The organism is Lacticaseibacillus porcinae, from assembly GCF_003946305.1.
Taxonomy (GTDB): domain Bacteria; phylum Bacillota; class Bacilli; order Lactobacillales; family Lactobacillaceae; genus Lacticaseibacillus; species Lacticaseibacillus porcinae.
In genome coordinates this window covers 248,963-271,299 of sequence record NZ_RHNS01000001.1, presented here as the reverse complement: position 1 = coordinate 271,299, position 22,337 = coordinate 248,963, and the positions used below count along the sequence as shown (strand labels likewise).

Genomic DNA, 22,337 nt, shown 5'->3' with positions numbered 1-22,337 from the left:
TATGATGGCAGTCACCAAACGTGTCGGCTTAGTGGTATGGGTCTACTCTTTAAAGCAGATCCGCGCCCTTCGTCACTATGGCACTGTGATGTATGTCTCAAAGAAAATGAAATATGTGTACTTGTATCTGGATCAAGATCAAGTCGCTGAAACGCAAGCCAAGTTGCAAAAACTGCGCTTTGTGAAGTCAACGCAAGTATCCATGCGCCCGGAACTCGCCACAGAATACGGTCCTGACGCAGATACGGCAATGAATCGGCTGAAAAAAGCAGCCCAGGAGGAAGTTTAATGCGAGTGATCACAGGCGACTTTCGCGGGTTGAAACTCGATGCCGTGCCAGGGAACTTAACGCGCCCGACTGCTGACAAAGTCAAAGAGTCGATGTTCAACATGATCGGCCCTTACTTTGATGGTGGCGAAGTGTTGGATCTCTACGCCGGTACTGGTGCCTTGGGGATCGAAGCGGTGTCTCGAGGGATGAGTCACGGCACTGAAGTTGATCGTCAATACGCTGCCATCAAAACCATTCATCAAAACCTTGAAAAAACTCACGCCGCAGATCGCTTTACGGTGATCAAAGCACCAGTGGACAAGGCGATGCACAACTTAGCGGGGCATCATTTTGATTTGATCATGGCCGATCCGCCTTATGCCAAACAAGCAGTGCTTGATCAACTACAGATGTTTCTTGAATTGGATCTGTTGACAGATGACGGGATCGTCATGTTGGAAACTGGGTTAGATCTACAATATCCAGACGTGATTGCTGGCTACGACATTTTACGGCATCAAACTTACGGGGTCGCACAAGTCTTGATCTTGCAAAAGGCGGTGGCTGAATGAGTCGCAAAGCGATTTTTCCCGGGAGCTTTGATCCGTTTACCAACGGTCATTTAGATACCGTGCAACGGGCATCAAAGTTATTTGATGAAGTGATCATCGCTTGTATGACCAACATCAAAAAACACCCATTGTTTACTGCTGAAGAAAAGCAGATGTTGATTGAAGCCGCCGTCGCTGACTTGCCAAACGTCAACGTCGTGGCTTTGCCGCATCAATTAACGGTCAACTTCGCTCAATCCCTTGGCGCGCAGTACATGGTGCGTGGGTTGCGCAGTCCGCAAGACTTTGCCTATGAAGCAGATGTGGCGACCATCAACAGTCAACTGGCCCCACAAGTGGAAACCGTGTTCTTGTTAGCGGATCCTAAGTATCGCAACCTATCATCGAGTATGGTCAAAGAAGTGGCAAGCTTTGGTGCAGATGTCTCTCAATTAGTGCCTGCTAACATTGCTGAAGCTTTGCATGAAAAGTTTGGTGATCACCATGCGTAAACGCTGGTGGGCAGTGATCGCTATCGCCTTAGTCGCGTTAGCTTGGTTTTGCTTATGGCCGACTGGCAAGTATGTTGAAGTCCCAGGGTCAGCGGAATCGTTGAAACCTTACGTTAAAGTTGCCGGGATGAAAGATACGGCTAAAGGCAGCTACATGCTGACAACCGTCGGGATCGTGGGTCCTGCAAGTCCTGCCGTTTTGCTGTGGGGGAAGTTGCAACCATATTCAGAAGTCGATGCGCAAAGCGACTTAATGGGGGATGACTCCAGTGCTGAATATGATGAATTGCAACGTTACTACATCAAATCTGCTGCTGATAATGCGATTGCGGCCGCGTTTAAAGCGGCAAAGATGCCGTACACCATCGACCACCTTGGCATTTATGTCATGAGTGTGTTGAAGCATTCGCCTTTTGCAGGGAAACTTGCGTTAGGGGATACCATCACCCAATTAGACGGCAAACACTACGATACTGCAGACGCGTATGTCAAAGCGATTCAAAGTCACAAAGTGGGATCATCGATTACGCTAACCTATTTACACAAAGGCAAAACGCATCACGCAACAGGCAAGTTGATGCAATTACCTGGTACTAAAAAAGCGGGTATCGGGATCACCTTAACCGAAAACACGAAAACCACTACCACCCCGAAAGTGACGATCGATGCTGGTTCGATCGGTGGCCCTAGTGCTGGGTTAATGTTTGCGGTGCAAACCTACACCCAGATCACGCAGTCGAATTGGCGCCACGGACAAAATATTGCCGGCACTGGCACCATTGATGCATCTGGCACCGTCGGACAAATTGGTGGGATCGATAAGAAGGTTTATATGGCAAATAAGGAACATGCCAAAGTGTTCTTTGCACCGAATGATCCTGCCACCAAGAAGCTCTTGAAACTCGATCCGACTTATCAAAATAATTATGCCGTCGCGAAAAAAACCGCTAAGCAGTTGCACAGCTCGATGAAAATCGTCCCAGTGCATACCTTGCAAGACGCGTTGAACTATTTGCGGACGCATTAACTTGAATCACCTGAACGCCTTGTCGCGATCAGGTGATTTTTTTGATTAGAATTTGATGAGTGAAGTATCAAATCCCCTTTAAATTGCAAAATCTATTAGTAAGGGGGAATCGCCTATGGAGACATTCAAACTATGGCTGAAACAATATGGCGTGATTGCAGTGCTGGCAACAGCGGCGTTAGGGTTTATTTGGTGGCAAGGGCAAAAAACATCAAACACCAATGATTTAGCACCTGTCGCTGAGTCAGCGACGATGTCGATCACAAGCAGTGTTGCGAGTACGACATCTGCAAGTGCCAGTCGTGTCCCACAAGCCGGCTATGTCGAAATTAAAGGGGCTGTCCTGCATCCTGGCTTGTATCCGGTTGATGGCACCACGACTCGCTGGGATGCTGTGGTGAAAGCAGCTGGTGGGTTGACCAGTAATGCCGATGCCTCAACGATAAACTTAGCTGCTGTTGCCCATGATCAAGAAAGTCTATTGATCCCAGTGATCGGTGCTGCGGCTGCCTCAACAACTACCCCACCGCAGTCTGCAAGTAGTGGTGTGGTGGAAAATAGCAGTACCAACGGTCATTTAGTCAATTTAAACACGGCGACTTCAGAAGAGCTGCAAACGTTAAGTGGCGTCGGACCGAAGAAAGCGGAAGACATTATCGCTTATCGCGATGCCAATGGTGGGTTTCAATCGATCGATGATTTAAAGTCAGTGTCTGGAATCGGTGATAAAACCTTTGAAAAGTTGGCACCATTTATTACGGTGGGACCATGAATGGGCGTTTGTGGCCGTTGTCTGCGGCATTGTTGGCGGGAATTTTGTTATTTGTCGGACCAATGTGGGTCAGTATCATGTTGATGGGGTGGTCATTGTTCAAAACGTGGAAGCTCGTCAAGTGGTGGTTGTTGGTCGCCTTTGCTGGCGGCGCTTTGATCGGCTATCACGAATACCATTTAAGTCAAACGCCGCCGCTACCACAAGGTCAAATTCTAGTGATGCCCACCAGTTGGACAATCACTGGCACTTTTGTGCGGTATTCAGGGATCGCAGCTAATGGGGTCGTTACTAGCGGCAGTGCCAATGTCTCTGCACCAGTTGCCGAGCAATTAGGTCAGCTGACAACACCGGTGATCGTTACCGTGAAGCAACCCCCTGAAAAAATAACTGGAGCCCGCAACGAATATGAATTTGATTATGCATATTATGCTTGGGTGCAGACCCATCAGGCTTTTCAACAACCTACTGAACCGTTAGTTTGGCAAACGCGACCGGCTCAAACGCTCAGCGAGTGGTTGTACGGCTTGAGGGCTAGCCTGCAGCGTCGTATTGCTGCAATGCCGCCACATGTCAGTCGCTATGCCTTAGGCTTGTTGTTGGGTCAAGTCAATGGCGATGCAGATGGCATGCGGCAAACGTTTATTGCGCTTGGCATTTTTCATTTATTTTCGGTGTCAGGGTTACATTTATTTGCGTTGATCGGGGCGTTGTACTGGTTAAGTGATCATTTGCGGATTCCCAAAGAAGCAATCGATTGGGCGTTAATTTTTAGTTTACCAGCGCTATTGATCCTGATTCCACCAGGTGCAGGAATTTTGCGTGCTGTGTGGATGCGAGTTGGGTTGAGTTTAAACAGTCGATTGCATTTGAATCTCAGCACTTTTGATATATTCAGTTTGGTGCTGGCAGGTAATTTATTGTGGCGACCGTTAGTCTTGCATACTTTCGGTGGTCAACTGACGTACTTGTTGACTGGGGTGTTGATGTTATTGCCTGAAATGCCACCATGGCAATTGGCCTGGCGTTTAGTCGGAGCCAGCCTGCCAGTGGTTGTCGCCCAAACTTACCGGATTCATTTGTTGAGTGGTTGGTTTAACTGGTTGTTGATGCCAGTGTTTGAGCTAGCAGTCATGCCATTGCTGTTGGTGGTGGTGATCTTTCCACATACTGGATTGACCAATGGTCTTGAGTGGGCCTTGACTCAAGGCGAAGCCGGCTTAACTGGACTGGCCAATTTACCGGGATTAGTGGTGTTTGGGGCCGTACCGTCAACTTTTGCGATCATTGGGGTGATCATTTTTTTGATCAGCACGGTGCAACACCGAATCCGTTATTTTATCTTGTGGTTAGGTGTCGCTTATGGTGTGGCCCAGTGGCATCCTCAAACACGCGTGATCGTCTTTGATGTGGGACAAGGGGATGCCATTTTGATCGAAGGGGCGAACAAATCAGGCACAATGTTAGTCGATACTGGTGGGAGGATCTTTGGGACTAGCACCAACCCACCAGCATTACGGGTGATCGTCAATTATTTGTATGCGCGCGGGTATTCACATTTGGATACCTTAGTGTTGACCCATGCAGATGCCGATCATGTCGGGGACGCTGCCGTGTTGACCAAACAGTTGCCAGTCACCACGATGATCTCAACGCCATTGGCCATCGATCAATCAGTGATTCAAAATGCCGCCAAAGGGCAAGTCAAACAGTGGCACACCGTATTAGCAGGCGATACCGTGCGTGCAGGCGCTATTGCCATGCAAGTGGTCGCACCGAAATCCACTGATGCCACTGAGAAAAACGCAGATTCGATCGTGCTGTATGGTAAGATAGATAACAGCAATTGGCTGTTGACCGCAGATGCAGATGCTGGTGTCGAATCACGGGAATTGATTCCGCAACACTTGGCAGTCGATTATTTGAAAGTCGGTCATCACGGCTCAAGCACCAGTTCCAGTCCGGCGTTTATTGATCAATGGCAGTTAAAAGCGGCGTTGATCTCAGCAGGCGTGAATAATCGCTATGGCCATCCAACGCCGCAAACCATTACGACACTTGAAGCTGCTGGTGATCCTTGGTATAACACTGCAACCAGCGGGATGCTTTGGGTGGAAGATGATCACTTACATCAATTTTTAAAGGAGTAAGGTATGCGAGTCCCTGAATTTTTACAAAGTTTAACCAAAAACAAACCGCCATTGGTGGTGTTATTAGGGACCGAATCCGCGTTGCAGCAACAAGCCTTGGCGGCGTTGAAAGCATTGATCCCAGAGTCAGAAGCGACCATGAATTTCGCCACTTATGACATGCGGCAAACCCCAGTCGCCGTGGCCTTGGACGATGCGGCGTCACCACCGTTTTTTGGTGATTATCGCGAAGTGGTGATCCAAGACCCATATTTTTTAACTGGGGAGAAAGCCACCGGTAAAATCGTCCATGACTTGGATGCCTTAACGGCTTATTTCAAGGCACCAGTCGATTCAACAATCATGGTATTAGTTGCGCCTTATGCCAAACTCGATGAACGCAAGCGGTTGACCAAAGCCTTGAAAAAATCTGCAGTCGTGGTTGATCTGTCACCATTAGATGAACGTGCTGCTAAAACTGCGGTGACCAATGCCTTGCGCAAACAAAAAATCAACGTCACCCCAGATGGTATTGCCACGCTTGCGCAACGCAGTAATGCTGATTACTCTGTGATGATGGCACAGCTGCCAAAGTTGTCGTTATACGCCGCGAATGGGGCGACACTGGATGCAGAAGCAGTCTCGCAGTTAGTGCCAAAGCAGTTATCTGATCGCGTCTTTGATTTAGTCAGCGCGGTTTTAGCGAAGAATGTGACGCAAGCGTTGAACATTTATCGCGATTTATTGCTCCAAAAAGAGGAACCGATCCGTCTCAATTCATTGTTGATCAGTCAATTTCGATTGTTGCTACAAGTCCAGATCCTCGCGAAAAAAGGCTACAGCCAAGGCAGTGTTGCCCAAACCTTAAAAGTCCATCCTTATCGAGTGAAATTAGCGTGGCGCAGTGCGGAACGGTTGAATCCTACCGCTTTGCGACAAGCTTATCTGGGACTCGTCGATACTGAAGCAGGCATGAAAACTGGACAAGTTAACAAAGAATTGGCCTTTGAACTGTTTGTCTTACAATATGCTGCAACCCGGCGTTAAAAAATACGACCTCACCAAAAAGTGAGGTCGTATTTTTGATAGGGACACTGGATCCACGAAGTACGCTTTAAAATGCGCTGGATACAAAAAAAGCTCCGCCGAAGCGAAGCATCGCGATTACTTGTTGAGTAATGCGGAAAGACGGCTCTTATCGCGGCCGGCTTTGTTCTTGTGGATCAAGCCTTTAGTTTCAGCTTTATCAATGGCGCGCGTTGCATCCTTTAATAATTCAGCAGCGTTGTCCGCACCAGCTGCTTGGGCAGCCTTGAACTTTTTGATCGTGCTACGCATTGCGCTTGCTTGCGCTGCGTTAGCTTGGCGAGAAGCTTCTTGAGTCTTCACGCGCTTGATAGCAGATTTGATTTGTGGCATGAGGTTCACCTCCGGAGTTTATTAGTTGATACCATGGTTTTTGCTTCAACAGCAAACATTATACCCAAGGCTAGAAAGCATTGCAATAAAAACCGTAAAGGAAAATTGCTTGATAGCAAATTTTTCTGAATTGACCACAAGTAAAAAACTTGCAATTGTGCCACGAGTCTTGTAAAGTTAACGAGTACTTTTGAACCTGTCACTTAGCTTTGCGGTTCACCGCGCAATTCTCAGTCTCAGGCAATTATATTTGAAAGGTGGAAATAACTCATGGCTATTTCACAAACACAAAAGAACGAAATCATCGCTAAGTTCGCACGTCACGAAGGCGACACTGGCTCACCAGAAGTCCAAATCGCTGTTTTGACTGCTGACATCTTAGCATTAAACGATCACTTGGATGTTCATCATAAAGACCATCATTCATATGTTGGTTTGATGAAGAAGATCGGCCAACGTCGTAACTTGTTACGCTACTTGCGTAACAAAGATGTTACTCGCTACCGTGACCTCATCAAGGCTTTAGGTCTGCGTCGTTAATATCCAAGCAGCACTCAGGAATTTTTCCTGGGTGCTTTTTTTGTCCAGAGTTTTGAAAAGCGAACTTAGTCGATCAGGTAACCTAGCAGAAGGCGTTGCGTCGGGTTTTGACGTGACGTCTTTTGCGTAGTTAGCTGTATCGACGTTGCGTTTCAAAACTCGACGTCGGTGTGTTGCATGCAAATGCTCGACATCAATGGGGGAGGTATTCCCGAAAACACTTGCATCCAGCAAGCATAGGTTTTCTCAAGTGGGTGTGGTACACTAGTTGTTAGGAAAAACCGTGACCGCGAAATGTGCGGTGATAATTTAATATGAGGTGAAACCATGACGAAAATCAATCTGGTTGCCCTCGGTGGTGTGCGTGAGAATGGTAAGAACATGTATGCTGTCGAAGTGGACGATCAAATTTTTGTTGTCGATTTTGGGTTAAAATATCCTGACAACGAATTACTGGGGATCGATATTGTGATCCCAGACTTAACTTACCTGGAAGAAAACGCCGACCGCATCGCCGGGATCTTCTTGACGCATGGGCATGCTGATGCTATCGGCGCTTTGCCATACTTCTTAGCAGAACATCAAGTACCAGTGTTTGGGAGTGAATTGACCATTGCCTTGGCCAAATTGACCACCAGCACGCATCCAGATGCTAAGAAGTTCAAAGACTTCCATGTCATTGATGAAAAGTCTGTCATTGACTTTGGCAATGTGTCAGTCTCTTTCTTCCGCACCACTCACAGTATTCCTGGGAGCTTAGGGATCGATATTCAAACGCAAGCCGGGCAAATCGTGTACACCGGGGACTTCAAGTTCGATCAAAGTGCTCGTCCAATGTATCGCACTGACTTGGCACGCTTAGCGCATATCGGTGAAAATCGCGTCTTGGCGTTGTTATCTGATTCTGCTAATGCAGAATCTCCTTACACCAATGCTTCTGAACGTGAAATTTATGGCACTATCAAAGAAACCTTCAAATACCATGCAGGCAGGATCATTGTTGCTGGGGTCGCGTCAAACATTGAACGGATCCAACAAGTGCTCGATGCAGCCGCTGCTAACGACCGTCGCGTCGTATTGACTGGTCGCGATGTCCAAAAAATCGTTAAAACTGCCATCAAGATGAAATACATCAAGTTGCCGAACAGCGACATTTTGGCCACGACTAAAGACTTGAAAGAACTTGCCCCTGAACAAACGGTGATCTTAGAAACTGGGCGGATGGGCGAACCATTGAAGTCGTTGCAACGGATGGCGACTTCTAAACATCGCTTGATCCACATTCATGAAGGGGATCTGGTGTTTATCACCACCACGATCTCTCATGCCATGGAAACCATGGCGGCCAAGACCAAAGACTTGATCTATCGTGCTGGTGGCGAAGTTAAAACCGTCAGCGACACCTTACATGCCTCAGGTCATGCCAACAAGCAAGACTTGCAATTGATGTTGAACTTGTTGCGGCCTAAGTTTGTGGTGCCAGTGATCGGCGAATACCGCTTATTGGCTGCCCATGCTGAAATCGCGCATGAAGTTGGCATTCCTTATTCTCACATTTTCATTCCTTCTATGGGTGACATTTTGTCCATTGAAAAAGGCAAAATGCACAACGCCGGCCATGTTGATGCTGGCAATACCATGATCGATGGCATCGGCGTCGGGGATATTGGGAATATTGTGTTGCGTGATCGGAAGATGTTAGCTGAAGACGGCATCTTTATTGCGGTCGTCACCATTGATCGCAAGAAGAAGAAAGTCGTTGCGCATCCAAAGATCCAATCACGTGGGTTTGTTTACATGAAGACGTCCAAGGATCTGTTGCAAGAATCAGCGAAATTGGTGACAGATTCGATTCAAAAAAATCTCGATCACAAAGAATTTGATTGGAGCACCTTGAAACAAGCCGTTCGCGATGATCTGAGCCACTTCTTATTTGATCAAACCAAGCGCCGTCCGGTGATCTTGCCAGTGATCATGGAAGTCAATCAAAACAGCGCCAAACGTCAATAACACTCAACAGCACCTCTGAGCCGATCCAGCTCGGCGGTGCTGTTGTGCACTACAGGGATTTTGAAAGGAGCCAAGGTTTTGGGAAAAGTTGTCACCATGCCAAATAACTCAAGTCGACATTTAATTTTAGGGACCCGCGCATTGCATAGTGAAAATTATGCCAGTGCTGTTGCCCATTTAGAAAAAGCCTTCAAAGAAGCACCGGATTTTGAGGTGGCGAAGTTATTGGTGGCTGCTGAAAACGGGTTAAAGCAGCCACAAGAAGCTGTCGCCTACTTATCTGAGTACATGGAAGATTTTCTGGCCTCAGAAAAAGGTACCACCACGATTTATGACACCTTATTGGCGTTGCCTGATTATCGCTTTGCTTGGGCGGTATTACACCATGTGACGCCTAGTCAAAAAGCGGCGATCCAAGCGCGGATCGAAGCGGCAGAAGCTGAGGATCTGGCCGCGCATGCGACTGAAATCGACGACTTGGCCAAACAATTGCGTCATTTAGGCGGTTTTTCGGCCCATGAACAAGAAAGTATGTTGCAATCATTGGGGCGTTTACCGAAAGCACAATTGATTGCCTCAGCGGCGGCCAACTTAGTTGATCCAGACGTTCATCCAGCCGTGCGGATCAGCTTGCTTGATGCGTTGACCGCAGTCGGGGATGATCGCGAAGTGCAAGTGTTAGGCTATCAAACGCAAGGTGCGGTGATCCCTAACGAATTGCCAGGGGTGTTAAGTGATCCGACGTTGCTTGCCGTGTTGAATCAAGTGCAGTTGCAAGTCGGGTTGAATGATCCAGAGTTGATGAAAGCAACAGTTGAAACTTTACGGTTTGAATTAGGGTACTTGTATCCATTTATCGATCAAGCCATCGACGACCCAAAACATTTTGCGGCAAGTTATTTGCATCAACAAGCAGACACCGTAACCCCAGCCGAGCGAGCCTTATTCAATTGGCTCCAACAACAAACAGGCAAGTTAATGGATATGGCATAATGACGGGATTTTGCTGTAAATGAAAAAAACTTGACGCTATGCCTTTACAAAGTCGTGGATTCTAGATATAATCATTTTCGGAATTCATTTCCAGCCGAAATTTTCCCTTTGGAGATTCGGCGTGAATGTAGTACACTATAACGTAGAGTATACATGGCGTATGCTATGTCACTTTGCACAAAAATACAGGAGGTTCGTTTTTTCATGGCTGAAAAAGAACACTATGAACGCACTAAGCCCCACGTAAACATTGGTACGATTGGGCACGTTGACCACGGTAAGACTACTCTGACCGCGGCTATCACCAAGGTACTTTCCGAAAAGGGTCTTGCTAAAGCGCAAGATTACGCATCTATCGATGCTGCCCCTGAAGAAAAAGAACGTGGTATCACGATCAACACCGCGCACGTTGAATACGAAACCGAAAAGCGCCACTATGCGCATATCGATGCCCCTGGGCACGCGGACTACGTTAAGAACATGATCACCGGTGCTGCTCAAATGGACGGTGCGATCTTGGTTGTTGCGGCTACTGATGGCCCAATGCCACAAACTCGTGAACACATCCTTTTGGCTCGCCAGGTTGGTGTTGACTACTTGATCGTTTTCCTTAACAAGACTGACCTTGTTGATGATGACGAATTAACTGACCTTGTTGAAATGGAAGTTCGTGAACTCTTGTCCGAATACGATTTCCCTGGTGACGATATTCCTGTTCTCCGTGGTTCTGCCCTCAAAGCTCTTGAAGGCGACCCAGAACAAGAAAAAGTTATCATGGAATTGATGGACACGGTTGATGAATACATCCCAACTCCAGTTCGTGATACTGACAAGCCATTCTTGATGCCTGTCGAAGACGTCTTCACTATCACTGGTCGTGGTACTGTTGCTTCTGGTCGTATCGACCGTGGTACTGTTAAGATCGGTGACGAAGTCGAAATCATCGGCTTGAAGCCAGACGTTATCAAGTCCACTGTTACGGGTCTGGAAATGTTCCGTAAGACTTTGGATCTTGGTGAAGCCGGCGATAACGTTGGTGTCTTGCTTCGTGGTGTTAACCGTGACCAAGTTGAACGTGGCCAAGTTTTAGCTAAGCCAGGTTCCATCCAACTCCACACTAAGTTCAAGGGTGAAGTTTATATCTTGACTAAAGAAGAAGGTGGCCGTCATACGCCATTCTTCTCCAACTATCGTCCACAATTCTACTTCCATACCACCGACGTTACCGGTGTTATCGAATTGCCAGATGGCGTAGAAATGGTTATGCCTGGCGATAACGTGACCTTCGAAGTTGATTTGATCAGCCCAGTTGCGATCGAAAAAGGTACGAAGTTCACTGTTCGTGAAGGTGGCCGTACTGTTGGTGCCGGTGTCGTTTCCGAAATCATGGACTAACATCGACTTCACGAAGAACACTCTGCTTATGCAGGGTGTTTTTTTGTGCCCAGCGATTTGAAGCGGATATACCAATGTGAGTAACTAGCCGTCGTTGCGTTGCTTCAAAAAGCGCGACGTCGCCCAGTCTAGATCTCGTGGTACGAAAAAGCGGACAACTGCAGAGAGCCGCCTTCTTGACGTTGTTGGCAAGTTCAGGAAATTGCTGGAAACAAGTGAAGGTCTTGTATTGAGATAAATTCATCAGCGCCAATTAAAGGCATCGAAACTCAGGCAAAATCGACAATTTAATTTCAAGTGCTTGGATGCGCGCAATTTAAATGCATGAAAAAACGCCTCGTCGAATTCAGATTCGACGAGGCGTTTGATGCATTAATGACGATGTTGTTTCCCGGCGTTGCGATTTTGCTTGCCAGAATTACGATTGTTTTTGGTGATCCCAGGTTTGGAAGGATCAAGTGGTGCGGATACTGCCGGTTCAACCGGCGCGTCGAAAGTATGTTCATCAACCACGATCACTGGTGGATTCTTTTCCATTTCAGCATCCAAACGCTTGCGGATGTTTGGCGTGATGATGTAAGTGACGATCAATTGTTGAATCATGATGATCACCCCACCAGCTAAGAAGTAAAGGCCTAAGCCGGCATTATACATCAAACAGAAGACGAAAGTCATGATCGGAGAGATCAACGCGCTAGTTTGCATCGCTTTGCGTTGTTCTGGGGCTACCCCTTGTAACATCACCCAACTTTGAACGAGGTAAAAGGCTGTCGCTGCAAAGGTGATGATCAAGCTGGAGTGGCCAAGTTGAATCCCGAAGAATGTACTTTTAGAAATTTCAGGGGAGTAAGCCACAGCTTGATACAACCCTGAGAAAATTGGCAATTGGATCAGCAGCGTCAAGCAACCCATTGATGGGATCATGCTGGTGCCGTTTTTCTTGTAAACTTCTTGCATCATTTGATTCAAACGCATGGTTTCTTCCTGAGTGATGCCAGGTTTTTTCATTTGCTTTTGAATGATGTCAAGTTGTGGCTTTAAGATCTTTTGTTTTTCTTGGCTAGCTGTCATGTTGCGCTGTTGATTGAGCATGGCAGGCAATAAGACCAAACGTACGACCAAGGTGATCAATAAAATCGCGATCCCGTAGCCGTTAGGGTTGTTTAAGCCTTGCGCGATCCATTCCATTAAATGTTGCAAAGGCTTGCCGATAATGTTGTAAAACATCCCGAAGAACCCAGTCGGTGGCTTCATCACACCAGAGGTCGCTTGTTGCTTACAAGCCGTTAAAAACAACCCTAAGCTGGCGACCCCACCGAGTGTCGCCCATTTTTTTATTCTATGCATGTTGTCTATCCCTTCATACGTTACTGCCAATAACTATACTTGACAGGGGCACGAGTTTCAATACTTCACTTGAAACTCGTCATAAGGGAAGTCCTTATCTAGCACATGTTCTTCGTAAGTCGCGACTCGACCGCTGGGGGTGGGACTTGCTTTGACCGCAGCGGCAAACTTGGCCATATTCAACGCAGGGCCTTGCGCTTCAATATACACTGAGCCGTCCCATTCATTGCGAACAAAGCCGCGAATTTTTAACTGATCAGCAACGCGTTTGGTCATCCAGCGAAAGCCCACGCCTTGCACGAGGCCGGTGACGCGCATTGATTTTGTAATTTCTACCATAGCGAACCCTCCATTAGTATTTTATCACAACCACAAGACTGTTATACTCAAGAAGAAACCTGAGGAGGTTATTATGGAATACATTGCATCACCAAAAAACGAACACATCAAAGCCGCTAAGAAGCTCACGGTTAAAAAATATCAAAAAGGCGGCGACGCTTATTTGTTGGAAGGCTGGCATTTGGTCCAAGAAGCGATCAAATCTGGTCAAACCCCACGGCGCATTTACGCCACTGAAAAATTCATCGAAGAACGTGAACTGCGGCCTTTTTATGAATTGATCACTGAAATCAGCCCAGAAGTGGCGAAACACTTAGCCGAAACGCCAACGCCACAAGGTATTTTTGCGATTATGCCTCGTGAACTCGGTACCTTGCCTGAACAATTAAGCGGGCAATATTTGTTGTTAGACGGCATTCAAGATCCTGGTAATGTCGGGACTTTGGTGCGGACTGCTGACGCGGCTGGGATCCATCAAGTGGTATTTGGCAACGGGACTGCTGATCCGTTCAATCCGAAAGTTTTGCGTGCGATGCAAGGCAGTCAATTCCATGTCAACATCACTCAAGCGCCTCTTGCTGGGGTGATCAAAGACTTGCAAGCAGCTGGCATGCCAGTGTACGGCACTGAATTGAACGTTAATGCTAAATCTTATCGCGATGTTGAACCGCGTGACAATTTTGCTTTGATCGTCGGCAACGAAGGTAACGGGATGAACAAAGACTTGCTTGAAGAAACAGATACCAATTTGTACATCCCGATCAAAGGCTCTGCTGAATCTTTGAATGTCGCCATCGCTGCGGCTGTGGTGATGTTCCACTTAACTGCTTAAGAATATGTAAACTAGCTACCAAATTAAAATAGACCTGTTATAATGAAGGCGTGTTGAACAATTACCGCATAGAAGGGGCTTTTGAATGAGCACTAAGCTTGATTGGACGCAAGACGCGGAATATCGTAGTTACGTTGATGACTTGCTGGCACAACCTGCCGTGCAAAAACTCGCAAACTACACCCAGCACCATTATTCTGATCGTCTGACTCACTGTATCAGCGTTTCTTACCAAAGCTATTTGCTTGGTAAGAAGTGGCATTTAAATGTTCGCGCACTCGCTCGAGCAGGTCTGTTGCATGACTTGTTTTATTATGACTGGCGGGTGACTAAGTTCGACTTAGGCACGCACGCCTACATCCACCCGCGCATCGCTTTGCGGAACGCGGAGAAGTTGACGGATCTTTCGCCAATGGAAAAAGACATCATCATCAAGCATATGTGGGGGGCGACTCTTGCATTGCCGAAGTATAAAGAAAGCTTCGTGGTGTCGTTAGTGGACGATTATGCGGCGATGGACGAAGTGGTGGTCCCTTGGATGCACAAGTTGCGCCACCCATTAGCACACCGCCTGAATAAGGCCTAAAACAAGTCAATCGTCTGAGGTCTGATCCCATGTGGATCAGGCCTTTTTAATTTGGTTTGAGTAAATTAGCCGAAAAAGTTGCATTTTTCTGTGGTTGCGTTATAGTGATACTATACAAAGGTAAGTGTGTAAAACACTATTTTATGAGGTGACCATGATGGAAACAACAGTAGTAACCAGCAATTGTACCAATACCCGTAAACATTCACTTTGCCCCAAGTTTACAGAAAGCTTCAAGATCTTAGGCAAAAAGTGGAATGGCTTGATCTTGGAAGTGTTATTGACGAATGGTCCTTCTCGCTTTAAGGATATCGCGCAAACCATTATCAAGTGCTCTGACCGCGTGTTGGTTGAACGCTTAAAGGAATTGGAACAAGAAGGCTTAGTTAACCGTGTGACTCACGAAAACTCTTCGTTGATCGAATATGTGTTGACCGACAAAGGTGAAGCCTTAGCACCAGTCTTGCAAGCTGCTCATGCTTGGGGCGATGACTGGATCTCTGACGAAGAATGCGACGACTAAAATAATTACGAGCTCGGACTTTGAGTCTGGGCTTTTTCTAGCCTCGCGAGGAAAAAGGTGGACACTGACTGCCGATTGTTGGGGACCTTTTGCGTGAGGATTAGCATGACGCGTTCCCCAAATTATGATAAAAGGTGATGCGACCGAAGTCGGGTGAATGCGTTTGGCAATTGGGCCGGAAGCTGGCCGTCGATGCATCGTAAGAACACAGTTGACGGTTTACCGTCTACTGTGTTCCGCAGGTCGAGATCCACTTTGTCAATGAGCAACGCGAATTGACAAAGTTAGCTCGGCCGAGGACCCTTACGATGCATCGGCGAGCCAGCTGGAGGCTCAATTGCCAAACGCCACTTGACGAACGCGAAAATTTTTGCTAGCCTAAACTTAACTTAACAATTTAAATACGTTGAAAGAAACGCAAGCCGGCGGCCCAGTTAGGGAACAGCATTCATTGACTGCAAGATGCTGATGGGATCATGGCTCGTATTCATTTCTGGAGTAGGTGGCTTGCCACCCGGTATTGCCGTTAATGCTAAGAGTTGTGATGTCGTTTTCGACATTGAACAAGGGTGGTACCGCGATCGCTTCGTCCCTTTTAGGGGCGGGGCTTTTTTTGTGCCATCAATTACACAAGGAGGATTCCACATGGATCTCAAGTCTAAGCTGGAAGAACTGTTTGAACAAAACCAAGCCAAGATCAAAAGTTTACATGATCTTGACGAATTGAACCAAACCCGCATTAATTTATTAGGTAAAAAAGGTCCGATCACCGAAGTTTTACGCGGGATGAAAGACCTTGATGCCACTGAACGTCCAAAAGTCGGCGCTTATGCCAACAAGATCAAAGATAACTTGCAAGATGCGATCGCTGAACGCAAAGCGATCCTTGAACAAGCGGTGATCGATCAAAAGCTTAAACAAGAAACCATTGATGTGACGTTACCAGGCGACGAAGTCAAAGCCGGTACCCCGCACATCCTCACCCAAATCATGGATGATATTGAAGAATTCTTCATCGGCCAAGGCTATCAAGTGATCGATGGCCCAGAAGTTGAAGAAGATCATTACAACTTTGAAATGCTCAACATCCCCAAGAACCACCCTGCTCGCGACATGCAAGATACCTTTTACATGGGCCATGATTTGTTGATGCGTTCGCAAACTTCTCCGGTGCAAGCCCGCACTCTTGAAGTCCATGACTTCTCCAAAGGCCCGTTGAAGATGATTTCTCCAGGCCGGGTTTATCGCCGCGATACCGATGATGCGACGCACTCTCATCAATTCCATCAAGTCGAAGGCTTAGTGATCGACAAACACATCACCATGGCTGACTTAAAAGGGACACTGTTGGCAGTGGCCCAACATGTCTTCGGGAAAGACCGGACCATTCGCTTGCGGCCAAGTTACTTCCCATTCACTGAACCAAGTGTTGAAGTCGATGTGTCATGCTTCCGTTGCGGCGGTAAAGGCTGTGCGATTTGCAAATACTCTGGCTGGATCGAAGTGTTAGGCGCTGGGATGGTGCATCCAAACGTCTTGACTAACGCTGGTGTGGATCCTGAAGTTTATGGTGGGTTTGCCTTTGGCCTCGGCCCAGATCGTTTTGCCATGTTGAAATATGGGATCGACGATATTCGCAGCTTTTATCAAGGGGACCAACGTTTCTTGTCCCAATTCCAACAGGAGGGTTAAATCGTGGACGTTTCTTATCAATGGTTAAAAGAATTAGTCGATGTGCCAGTTGACGCTGATACCTTAGGCGAAAAAGTTTCTCGTACTGGGATCGAAGTTGACAGTGTCACGCATTTAGGCGCTGGCCTTAAAAAAATCGTCATCGGCAAAGTGATGGACTTAGTGGATCATCCAGACTCTGATCACTTGCATATCGCGCAAGTTGACACTGGCGACGACGAATTACGTCAAATCGTTTGCGGTGCCCCTAACATTGAAAAAGGTCAAACCGTGATCGTCGCCTTACCAGGTGCCCGCATTGCGGATAATCAAAAAATTAAACGCGGTAAAATGCGTGGCGTCGTGTCTGACGGCATGATCTGTGCACTGCAAGAACTCGGCTTCTCTGATGCGATCGCGCCTAAAGCCTATAATGACGGGATCTATGTTTTCAACGAAGACTTAAAGCCAGGCAGTGATGCCTTAGTGGCTTTAGGTTGGGATGACAGCATTTTAGATTTTGAAATTACCCCTAACCGTGCCGATGCTTTAGGGATGCGCGGGGTGGCTTGGGAAGTTGGTGCCACTTACAACGAAACCCCACATTTCAACGATCAACCAGTGATCGAAGGCAACAAACCTGTCGAAGATTATTTGAGTGCTAAAGTTGACGATGTCAACGATGCTCCAAGTTATCAAATGCGGGTCGTTGATGGTGTGAAGATTCAAGATTCTCCATTGTGGTTGCAACGCCGCTTGTGGAATGCTGGTGTGCGTCCGATCAACAACATCGTCGACATCACCAACTTGATCATGTTAGGCTACGGCCAACCACTGCATGCTTTTGACTACAACAAGCTGGAAAATCACGAAATCTTGGTTCGTCGGGCACATGACAAAGAAGTGTTGACCACTTTAGATGGTAACGACCATGAACTCGATTCCGAAGATATCGTGATCACCGATGGTCAAAAACCTGTTGCATTGGCAGGGGTCATGGGTGGTTTGAACTCTGAAATCACGGATGACACCACCACGGTTGTGATCGAATCCGCATGTTTTGCCCCAACCAACATTCGCAAAACTGCTTTGAAGTACAACTTGCGCTCCCAAGCCTCGTCTCGCTTTGAAAAAGGCATCAACGTCGCTGACATCAACAATGCGTTAGACGAAGCCGCTCGTTTGATGGCGGAATTGGGCAATGGGACAGTGGCAAAAGGTCACTTATCTGCAAGTGAAATCGTTCCAAAAGATACCATCGTTAACATCACCTTAGATCGCATCAATCATGTTTTAGGCACTGATTTCGACGAAGCATTAGTCACCAGCTTATTCAAACGCTTAGGCTTTGGCGTTGAAACTCATGATGGTGAATTCTCTGTGGCAGTGCCACCTCGTCGTTGGGACATTTCCATTGATTCTGATTTGATCGAAGAAGTGGCGCGTTTGTATGGTTATGACAACTTACCATCGACGTTGCCAACCACCACCATGACCATCGGCCAATTCACCCCTAAACAAGCACGTTTGCGTCGCACGCGCAAGATCTTAGAAGGTTTAGGGTTGAGTCAAGCGATCACTTATAGTTTGGTCAACGACGAAGAAGCCCATCAATTCACCATTGAATCAAGCGAGGGGACAGAAGTTTCTTGGCCAATGACCAAAGACCACGCTGTCTTGCGTGAAAACTTGATCGCTGGGTTGATCAATGCGGAACAATATAATGTGGCGCGCAAACAATCAGATTTAGCGTTATATGAACAAGGTCGCGTGTTCTTACGCAAACCAGGTCATGTCCGTCCTGAAGAACATGAATATGTTGCGGGGTTGTTCACCGGTAACTTAACTAGCAAAAACTGGCATCAAAAAGCTGCAGGCGTTGATTTCTACTACGTCAAAGGCGTGGTTGATCACTTGTTAGGCGACTATCGTTTGGAACAACCCGTTGAATATGTCGCTTTAAGCGATGATCCGCAACTCCATCCTGGCCAAAGTGCCAAGCTTGTGCTTGCAGGTGAAACCATCGGCTTGATCGGGCGGTTGCATCCAGGTTACGAACATGCTGAAGGCTTACCGGAAACCTACGTCTTTGAATTGAACTTAGAAGCGTTGATGAACGCTGATCGTTCAGAAATGGCTGCTAAGCCTGCGCCGAAGTTCCCTGAAATGACCCGCGATATTGCGATCTTAGTCGATCAAGCAGTTGAAAATGCGGCGATCGTGAAAGTCATTGAACAAGTCGGTGGGAAGTTCTTGCGCGATGTCACCTTGTTTGATGTCTATGCAGGTGCCAACATTGAAGGCCACAAGAAGTCTTTGGCTTACACCTTGACTTATCGTCGTGATGATCAAACCTTGACTGAAGACGAAGTGAACACCGCCTTTGAAAAGGTCACCACTGCGCTTCATGATGAATTAGGCGCTACGATTCGTTAAATTTTTTAAAACCTGCTGTTAAAAAGCGATGCTGGTCGCTTTTTGCAGCAGGTTTTTGTATACTGAATGCAGTATGTGTCAGCAGGAGGAAGCCTTTTGAGTCAGCAGGATATGCAAAAAAAAGCCACCCGTACCGCCAAAAAGCGCGCGGTCAATCATATTGTGGCGTGGGTCGTCGGGATCGTGGTTTGTGTCTTGGTCCTTACCGGATTTATGGGTTATCGTTATTTAGATAGCGCGTTAGGGGCAGTCGATGCCAACGATAAAAAAGCGTTGACAGTGTCGATCCCTAGTGGCGCAAGCACGTCACAAATCGCACAAACTTTAGAGAAAAAAGGCGTGATCAAGTCTGCTTTGGTGTTTAACTATTACGTTAAATTCCATAACTACACCAACTTTCAAGCAGGGGATTATACGCTAAGCAAGGCTGAAACCTTGAAGAACATCATTGCCCAGTTGCGTGGCGGCGGTTCTAGTGATAGCACTGGGACGGTGTTAGTTAAAGAAGGGGTCACCATCGACACCATCGGCGACTCGATCGAAAAGCTGAAAGCTAAAGATCCTAACTTCACCAAAGCCAACTTTATTAAATTGATGCAAGATCAAAGCTTTTTTGATGAATTGTACCAAAAATATCCGAAGTTGTTGAAATCTGCAAAAGCGGCCAGTGGTGTGCGTTATCGCTTGGAAGGCTATTTGTTCCCAGCAACTTATTCCGTCACCAGTGGCGAAAGCTTGAAGGCGTTAGTCACGCAAATGGTCGCTAAAACCGATAGCGTCATGAGCAGTTACTACACCTCCATTCAAAAACAAGGCTTCACAGTGCAAGAAGTGTTGACCTTAGCGAGCTTAGCTGAACGTGAAGGGGTATCCAGCAATGATCGTCGTGAAATCGCTGGGGTATTTTTAAACCGGATCGACGCGGGGATGCCATTGCAATCTGATATCTCAGTCATGTATGCATTGAACACCCATAAAACGCATTTGACGAACAAAGATACCAGTGTGGATTCACCATATAACTTATATGTCCACACCGGCTATGGCCCAGGACCCTTCAACTCACCATCAGAAACTTCGATCCGCGCGATTTTAAGTCCATCGGATCGCTCAAAAGGCTATTTGTACTTTGTGGCCAACTTAAAGACTGGCGAAATTTTGTATGCAACGACCTTGTATCAACAAGAAGTCAACACCCAAACTTTTGCCGCAGATAACGGGACAAACTAATGGCAAAACCCATTGTGATCGGCATCGCTGGTGGCTCTGCATCAGGAAAAACTAGCGTGGCGCATGCGTTGTGCGAGGCTTTTGAATCTGGTGTGGTCTTGCTACAACAAGATAGTTATTACAAACACAGCAGCAAGACATTTGAACAACGGAAATTGATCAACTATGATCATCCAGACGCCTTTGATCATCAATTGTTACTCGACCAACTCAAACAACTGATCGCACGACACGCCATCGATGTCCCAGTGTATGATTACGCCACGCATAATCGTGCTGTCCAAACGCGGCATGTGGTGCCGCAAGACGTGATCATTTTGGAAGGGATCTTGGTATTAGCTGATCCTGAATTGCGGAAGCTGATGGATGTGAAATTATTCGTCGACACTGATGCCGATGTGCGGGTGTTGCGGCGGATCCAACGCGATACCCAAAGTCGCGGCCGGAGTTTAAATTCAGTGATCGACCAATACTTGACCACTGTGCGTCCCGCGTATTTAGAATTCATTGAGCCTACCAAACGCTTCGCCGATGTGATTATTCCTGAAGGCGGGCAAAACCGCGTGGCTATTGACTTAGTCCGCACTAAAATCGCTGCCACGTTAGCGTTGCGCGGCGAAAAAAGTTGACAAGTAACGTAAAACTTCTTACCATCGTATCTTGAGGCATCACAAAATTAGAATTGAGGGACTTACATGGCTGAAAAAACATACCCAATGACTGCAGCGGGCAAAGAAAAACTCGAACAAGAATTAGAAAACTTGAAAACTGTTAAACGCCCAGAAGTGATCGAACGCATTAAAATTGCACGTGGCTTCGGGGATTTATCTGAAAACTCCGAATACGAATCTGCTAAAGATGAACAATCACAATTGGAAACGCGCATTGTGACGATCCAAACCCAATTGCGTTATGCTGAAATCATTGACGCAGGGGCCGTTGCTAACGACGAAGTCTCCATCGGCAAAAAAGTCACTTTCGTTGAAGTCGGCGACACTGAAGAAGAAACTTATGAAATCGTCGGCGCTGCTGAAGCTGATGCGTTCAACGGTAAGATCTCCAACGAATCCCCGATCGCCACTGCTTTGATCGGCAAGAAAGTCGGCGACACCGTTAAAGTTTCCACGCCAGGTGGCGACATGGACGTGAAGATCGTCAAAGTCGAAGGCTAAAACATTGCATCAAGAGGTTGAGACATCATCGTCTCGACCTCTTTTTGATTAGGATGTCCGGCAACGTAAGTGTTTCAGCAAACTATACCAAAATGCCTCCGGCACGAAAATCTGTGGGCTCCGATGATTTGGCGACGCTACGGTGAATTGGACAAGTTGCCGGTGCGGCCGTCTGCAGAGATCAGCCCAAACCGCTGATGCTCTTACGACTAAATATTGAACCGAAGAAAATCACTTCGTTTCAATATTTGCTGGTGAAATCTGCGCGAACCGCCACAAACCGGCGTTTCACTTGATTTCACTCCCACAGGCAATTGTCCAATTCACCTCCACTTTGCCAAATCATCTCCGCCCACAGGTTTTCTACATTGATATCGCTGGCTTACAAATCAAATACGTGACGTTATGCCGTCATTCACAAGATTAAACATGATATCAACGAAGACATAACATGTTTCGCAGCCATCAGGTGACAGTGGCCTACGTAGTGAAAGTGATTTGAAATGGGGACGGAAGCTGGCTGCCGCTACATAGTGAGATTTCCGTTAGCGGTTTACCGCTTACGGAAAGCCGCAGGTGGAG

Annotated in this window: 22 protein-coding genes; 19 read left to right on the top strand and 3 right to left on the bottom strand. The window is 47.0% G+C overall.

What is annotated here, in order from left to right:
• Window position 1: 1 nt before the first annotated feature.
• The 7 genes from EKM92_RS01270 to holA all read left to right on the top strand — a co-directional run bounded on the left by EKM92_RS01270 (window position 2) and on the right by holA (window position 6,309).
• On the top strand, window positions 2-289 hold the full coding sequence (locus EKM92_RS01270; RefSeq protein WP_125707078.1) for a YlbG family protein: 288 nt from the start codon (window positions 2-4) through the stop codon (window positions 287-289).
• A complete protein-coding gene (rsmD, locus tag EKM92_RS01265; RefSeq protein WP_125707076.1) occupies window positions 289-843 on the top strand; it encodes a 16S rRNA (guanine(966)-N(2))-methyltransferase RsmD in 555 nt (184 codons plus the stop codon). The genes EKM92_RS01270 and rsmD overlap by 1 nt, the downstream gene beginning before the upstream one ends.
• The gene (gene coaD / locus EKM92_RS01260; RefSeq protein WP_125707074.1) at window positions 840-1,334 is read left to right on the top strand and encodes a pantetheine-phosphate adenylyltransferase; all 495 of its coding nucleotides are present in this window, start codon (window positions 840-842) and stop codon (window positions 1,332-1,334) included. Before rsmD ends, coaD begins: the two co-directional genes overlap by 4 nt.
• The gene (locus tag EKM92_RS01255; RefSeq protein WP_225420690.1) at window positions 1,327-2,361 is read left to right on the top strand and encodes a SepM family pheromone-processing serine protease; all 1,035 of its coding nucleotides are present in this window, start codon (window positions 1,327-1,329) and stop codon (window positions 2,359-2,361) included. The genes coaD and EKM92_RS01255 overlap by 8 nt, the downstream gene beginning before the upstream one ends.
• A 115-nt stretch (window positions 2,362-2,476) precedes the next feature.
• Window positions 2,477-3,133 (top strand): helix-hairpin-helix domain-containing protein, encoded by a 657-nt coding sequence (locus tag EKM92_RS01250; protein WP_125707070.1) that lies wholly within the window; start codon window positions 2,477-2,479, stop codon window positions 3,131-3,133.
• Entirely contained in the window at window positions 3,130-5,283 is a 2,154-nt protein-coding gene (locus EKM92_RS01245) for a ComEC/Rec2 family competence protein (protein ID WP_125707068.1), read from the top strand. The genes EKM92_RS01250 and EKM92_RS01245 overlap by 4 nt, the downstream gene beginning before the upstream one ends.
• Window positions 5,284-5,286: 3 nt before the next feature.
• Entirely contained in the window at window positions 5,287-6,309 is a 1,023-nt protein-coding gene (gene holA, locus EKM92_RS01240) for a DNA polymerase III subunit delta (protein ID WP_125707067.1), read from the top strand.
• A gap of 117 nt (window positions 6,310-6,426) precedes the next feature.
• Here holA and rpsT read toward each other — a convergent pair whose 3' ends face one another.
• Entirely contained in the window at window positions 6,427-6,681 is a 255-nt protein-coding gene (rpsT, locus tag EKM92_RS01235) for a 30S ribosomal protein S20 (RefSeq protein ID WP_125707065.1), read from the bottom strand.
• Between the two features lie 270 nt (window positions 6,682-6,951).
• On the opposite strand from rpsT, the gene rpsO reads away from it, so the two are divergent.
• The 4 genes from rpsO (at window position 6,952) to tuf (ending at window position 11,619) form a co-directional block, all read left to right on the top strand.
• Entirely contained in the window at window positions 6,952-7,221 is a 270-nt protein-coding gene (rpsO, locus tag EKM92_RS01230; protein ID WP_125707063.1) for a 30S ribosomal protein S15, read from the top strand.
• A 327-nt stretch (window positions 7,222-7,548) separates the two neighbouring features.
• Window positions 7,549-9,231 (top strand): ribonuclease J, encoded by a 1,683-nt coding sequence (locus tag EKM92_RS01225; protein WP_125707061.1) that lies wholly within the window; start codon window positions 7,549-7,551, stop codon window positions 9,229-9,231.
• A 78-nt stretch (window positions 9,232-9,309) separates the two neighbouring features.
• Window positions 9,310-10,224 (top strand): hypothetical protein, encoded by a 915-nt coding sequence (locus EKM92_RS01220; protein ID WP_125707059.1) that lies wholly within the window; start codon window positions 9,310-9,312, stop codon window positions 10,222-10,224.
• Between the two features lie 204 nt (window positions 10,225-10,428).
• On the top strand, window positions 10,429-11,619 hold the full coding sequence (tuf, locus tag EKM92_RS01215; protein ID WP_056962329.1) for an elongation factor Tu: 1,191 nt from the start codon (window positions 10,429-10,431) through the stop codon (window positions 11,617-11,619).
• Between the two features lie 372 nt (window positions 11,620-11,991).
• On the opposite strand, the gene yidC is transcribed toward tuf, so the two are convergent.
• Both yidC and EKM92_RS01205 read right to left on the bottom strand, forming a co-directional pair.
• Window positions 11,992-12,966, bottom strand: coding sequence for a membrane protein insertase YidC (yidC, locus tag EKM92_RS01210; RefSeq protein WP_125707057.1), 975 nt, complete (start codon window positions 12,964-12,966; stop codon window positions 11,992-11,994).
• 57 nt (window positions 12,967-13,023) lie between these two features.
• Complete coding sequence (locus tag EKM92_RS01205; protein ID WP_125707056.1) at window positions 13,024-13,305, bottom strand: acylphosphatase; 282 nt, start codon at window positions 13,303-13,305, stop codon at window positions 13,024-13,026.
• 73 nt (window positions 13,306-13,378) lie between these two features.
• Here EKM92_RS01205 and EKM92_RS01200 point away from each other — a divergent pair, with 73 nt between their 5' ends.
• The 8 genes from EKM92_RS01200 (at window position 13,379) to greA (ending at window position 21,755) form a co-directional block, all read left to right on the top strand.
• The gene (locus EKM92_RS01200; RefSeq protein ID WP_125707054.1) at window positions 13,379-14,137 is read left to right on the top strand and encodes a TrmH family RNA methyltransferase; all 759 of its coding nucleotides are present in this window, start codon (window positions 13,379-13,381) and stop codon (window positions 14,135-14,137) included.
• Between the two features lie 85 nt (window positions 14,138-14,222).
• Window positions 14,223-14,723, top strand: a complete 501-nt coding sequence (locus EKM92_RS01195; protein ID WP_125707049.1) for an HD domain-containing protein — start codon at window positions 14,223-14,225, stop codon at window positions 14,721-14,723.
• A 157-nt stretch (window positions 14,724-14,880) separates the two neighbouring features.
• Window positions 14,881-15,246, top strand: a complete 366-nt coding sequence (locus tag EKM92_RS01190; protein ID WP_125707047.1) for a winged helix-turn-helix transcriptional regulator — start codon at window positions 14,881-14,883, stop codon at window positions 15,244-15,246.
• Window positions 15,247-15,891: 645 nt separating this feature from the next.
• Window positions 15,892-16,938, top strand: a complete 1,047-nt coding sequence (pheS, locus tag EKM92_RS01185; RefSeq protein ID WP_125707045.1) for a phenylalanine--tRNA ligase subunit alpha — start codon at window positions 15,892-15,894, stop codon at window positions 16,936-16,938.
• 3 nt (window positions 16,939-16,941) lie between these two features.
• Window positions 16,942-19,353 (top strand): phenylalanine--tRNA ligase subunit beta, encoded by a 2,412-nt coding sequence (pheT, locus tag EKM92_RS01180; RefSeq protein ID WP_125707043.1) that lies wholly within the window; start codon window positions 16,942-16,944, stop codon window positions 19,351-19,353.
• Between the two features lie 111 nt (window positions 19,354-19,464).
• Window positions 19,465-20,583, top strand: coding sequence for an endolytic transglycosylase MltG (gene mltG / locus EKM92_RS01175; RefSeq protein ID WP_125707480.1), 1,119 nt, complete (start codon window positions 19,465-19,467; stop codon window positions 20,581-20,583).
• The gene (gene udk / locus EKM92_RS01170) at window positions 20,583-21,212 is read left to right on the top strand and encodes a uridine kinase (protein WP_125707042.1); all 630 of its coding nucleotides are present in this window, start codon (window positions 20,583-20,585) and stop codon (window positions 21,210-21,212) included. The genes mltG and udk overlap by 1 nt, the downstream gene beginning before the upstream one ends.
• 66 nt (window positions 21,213-21,278) lie before the next feature.
• Entirely contained in the window at window positions 21,279-21,755 is a 477-nt protein-coding gene (gene greA / locus EKM92_RS01165) for a transcription elongation factor GreA (RefSeq protein ID WP_125707040.1), read from the top strand.
• Window positions 21,756-22,337: the final 582 nt, after the last annotated feature.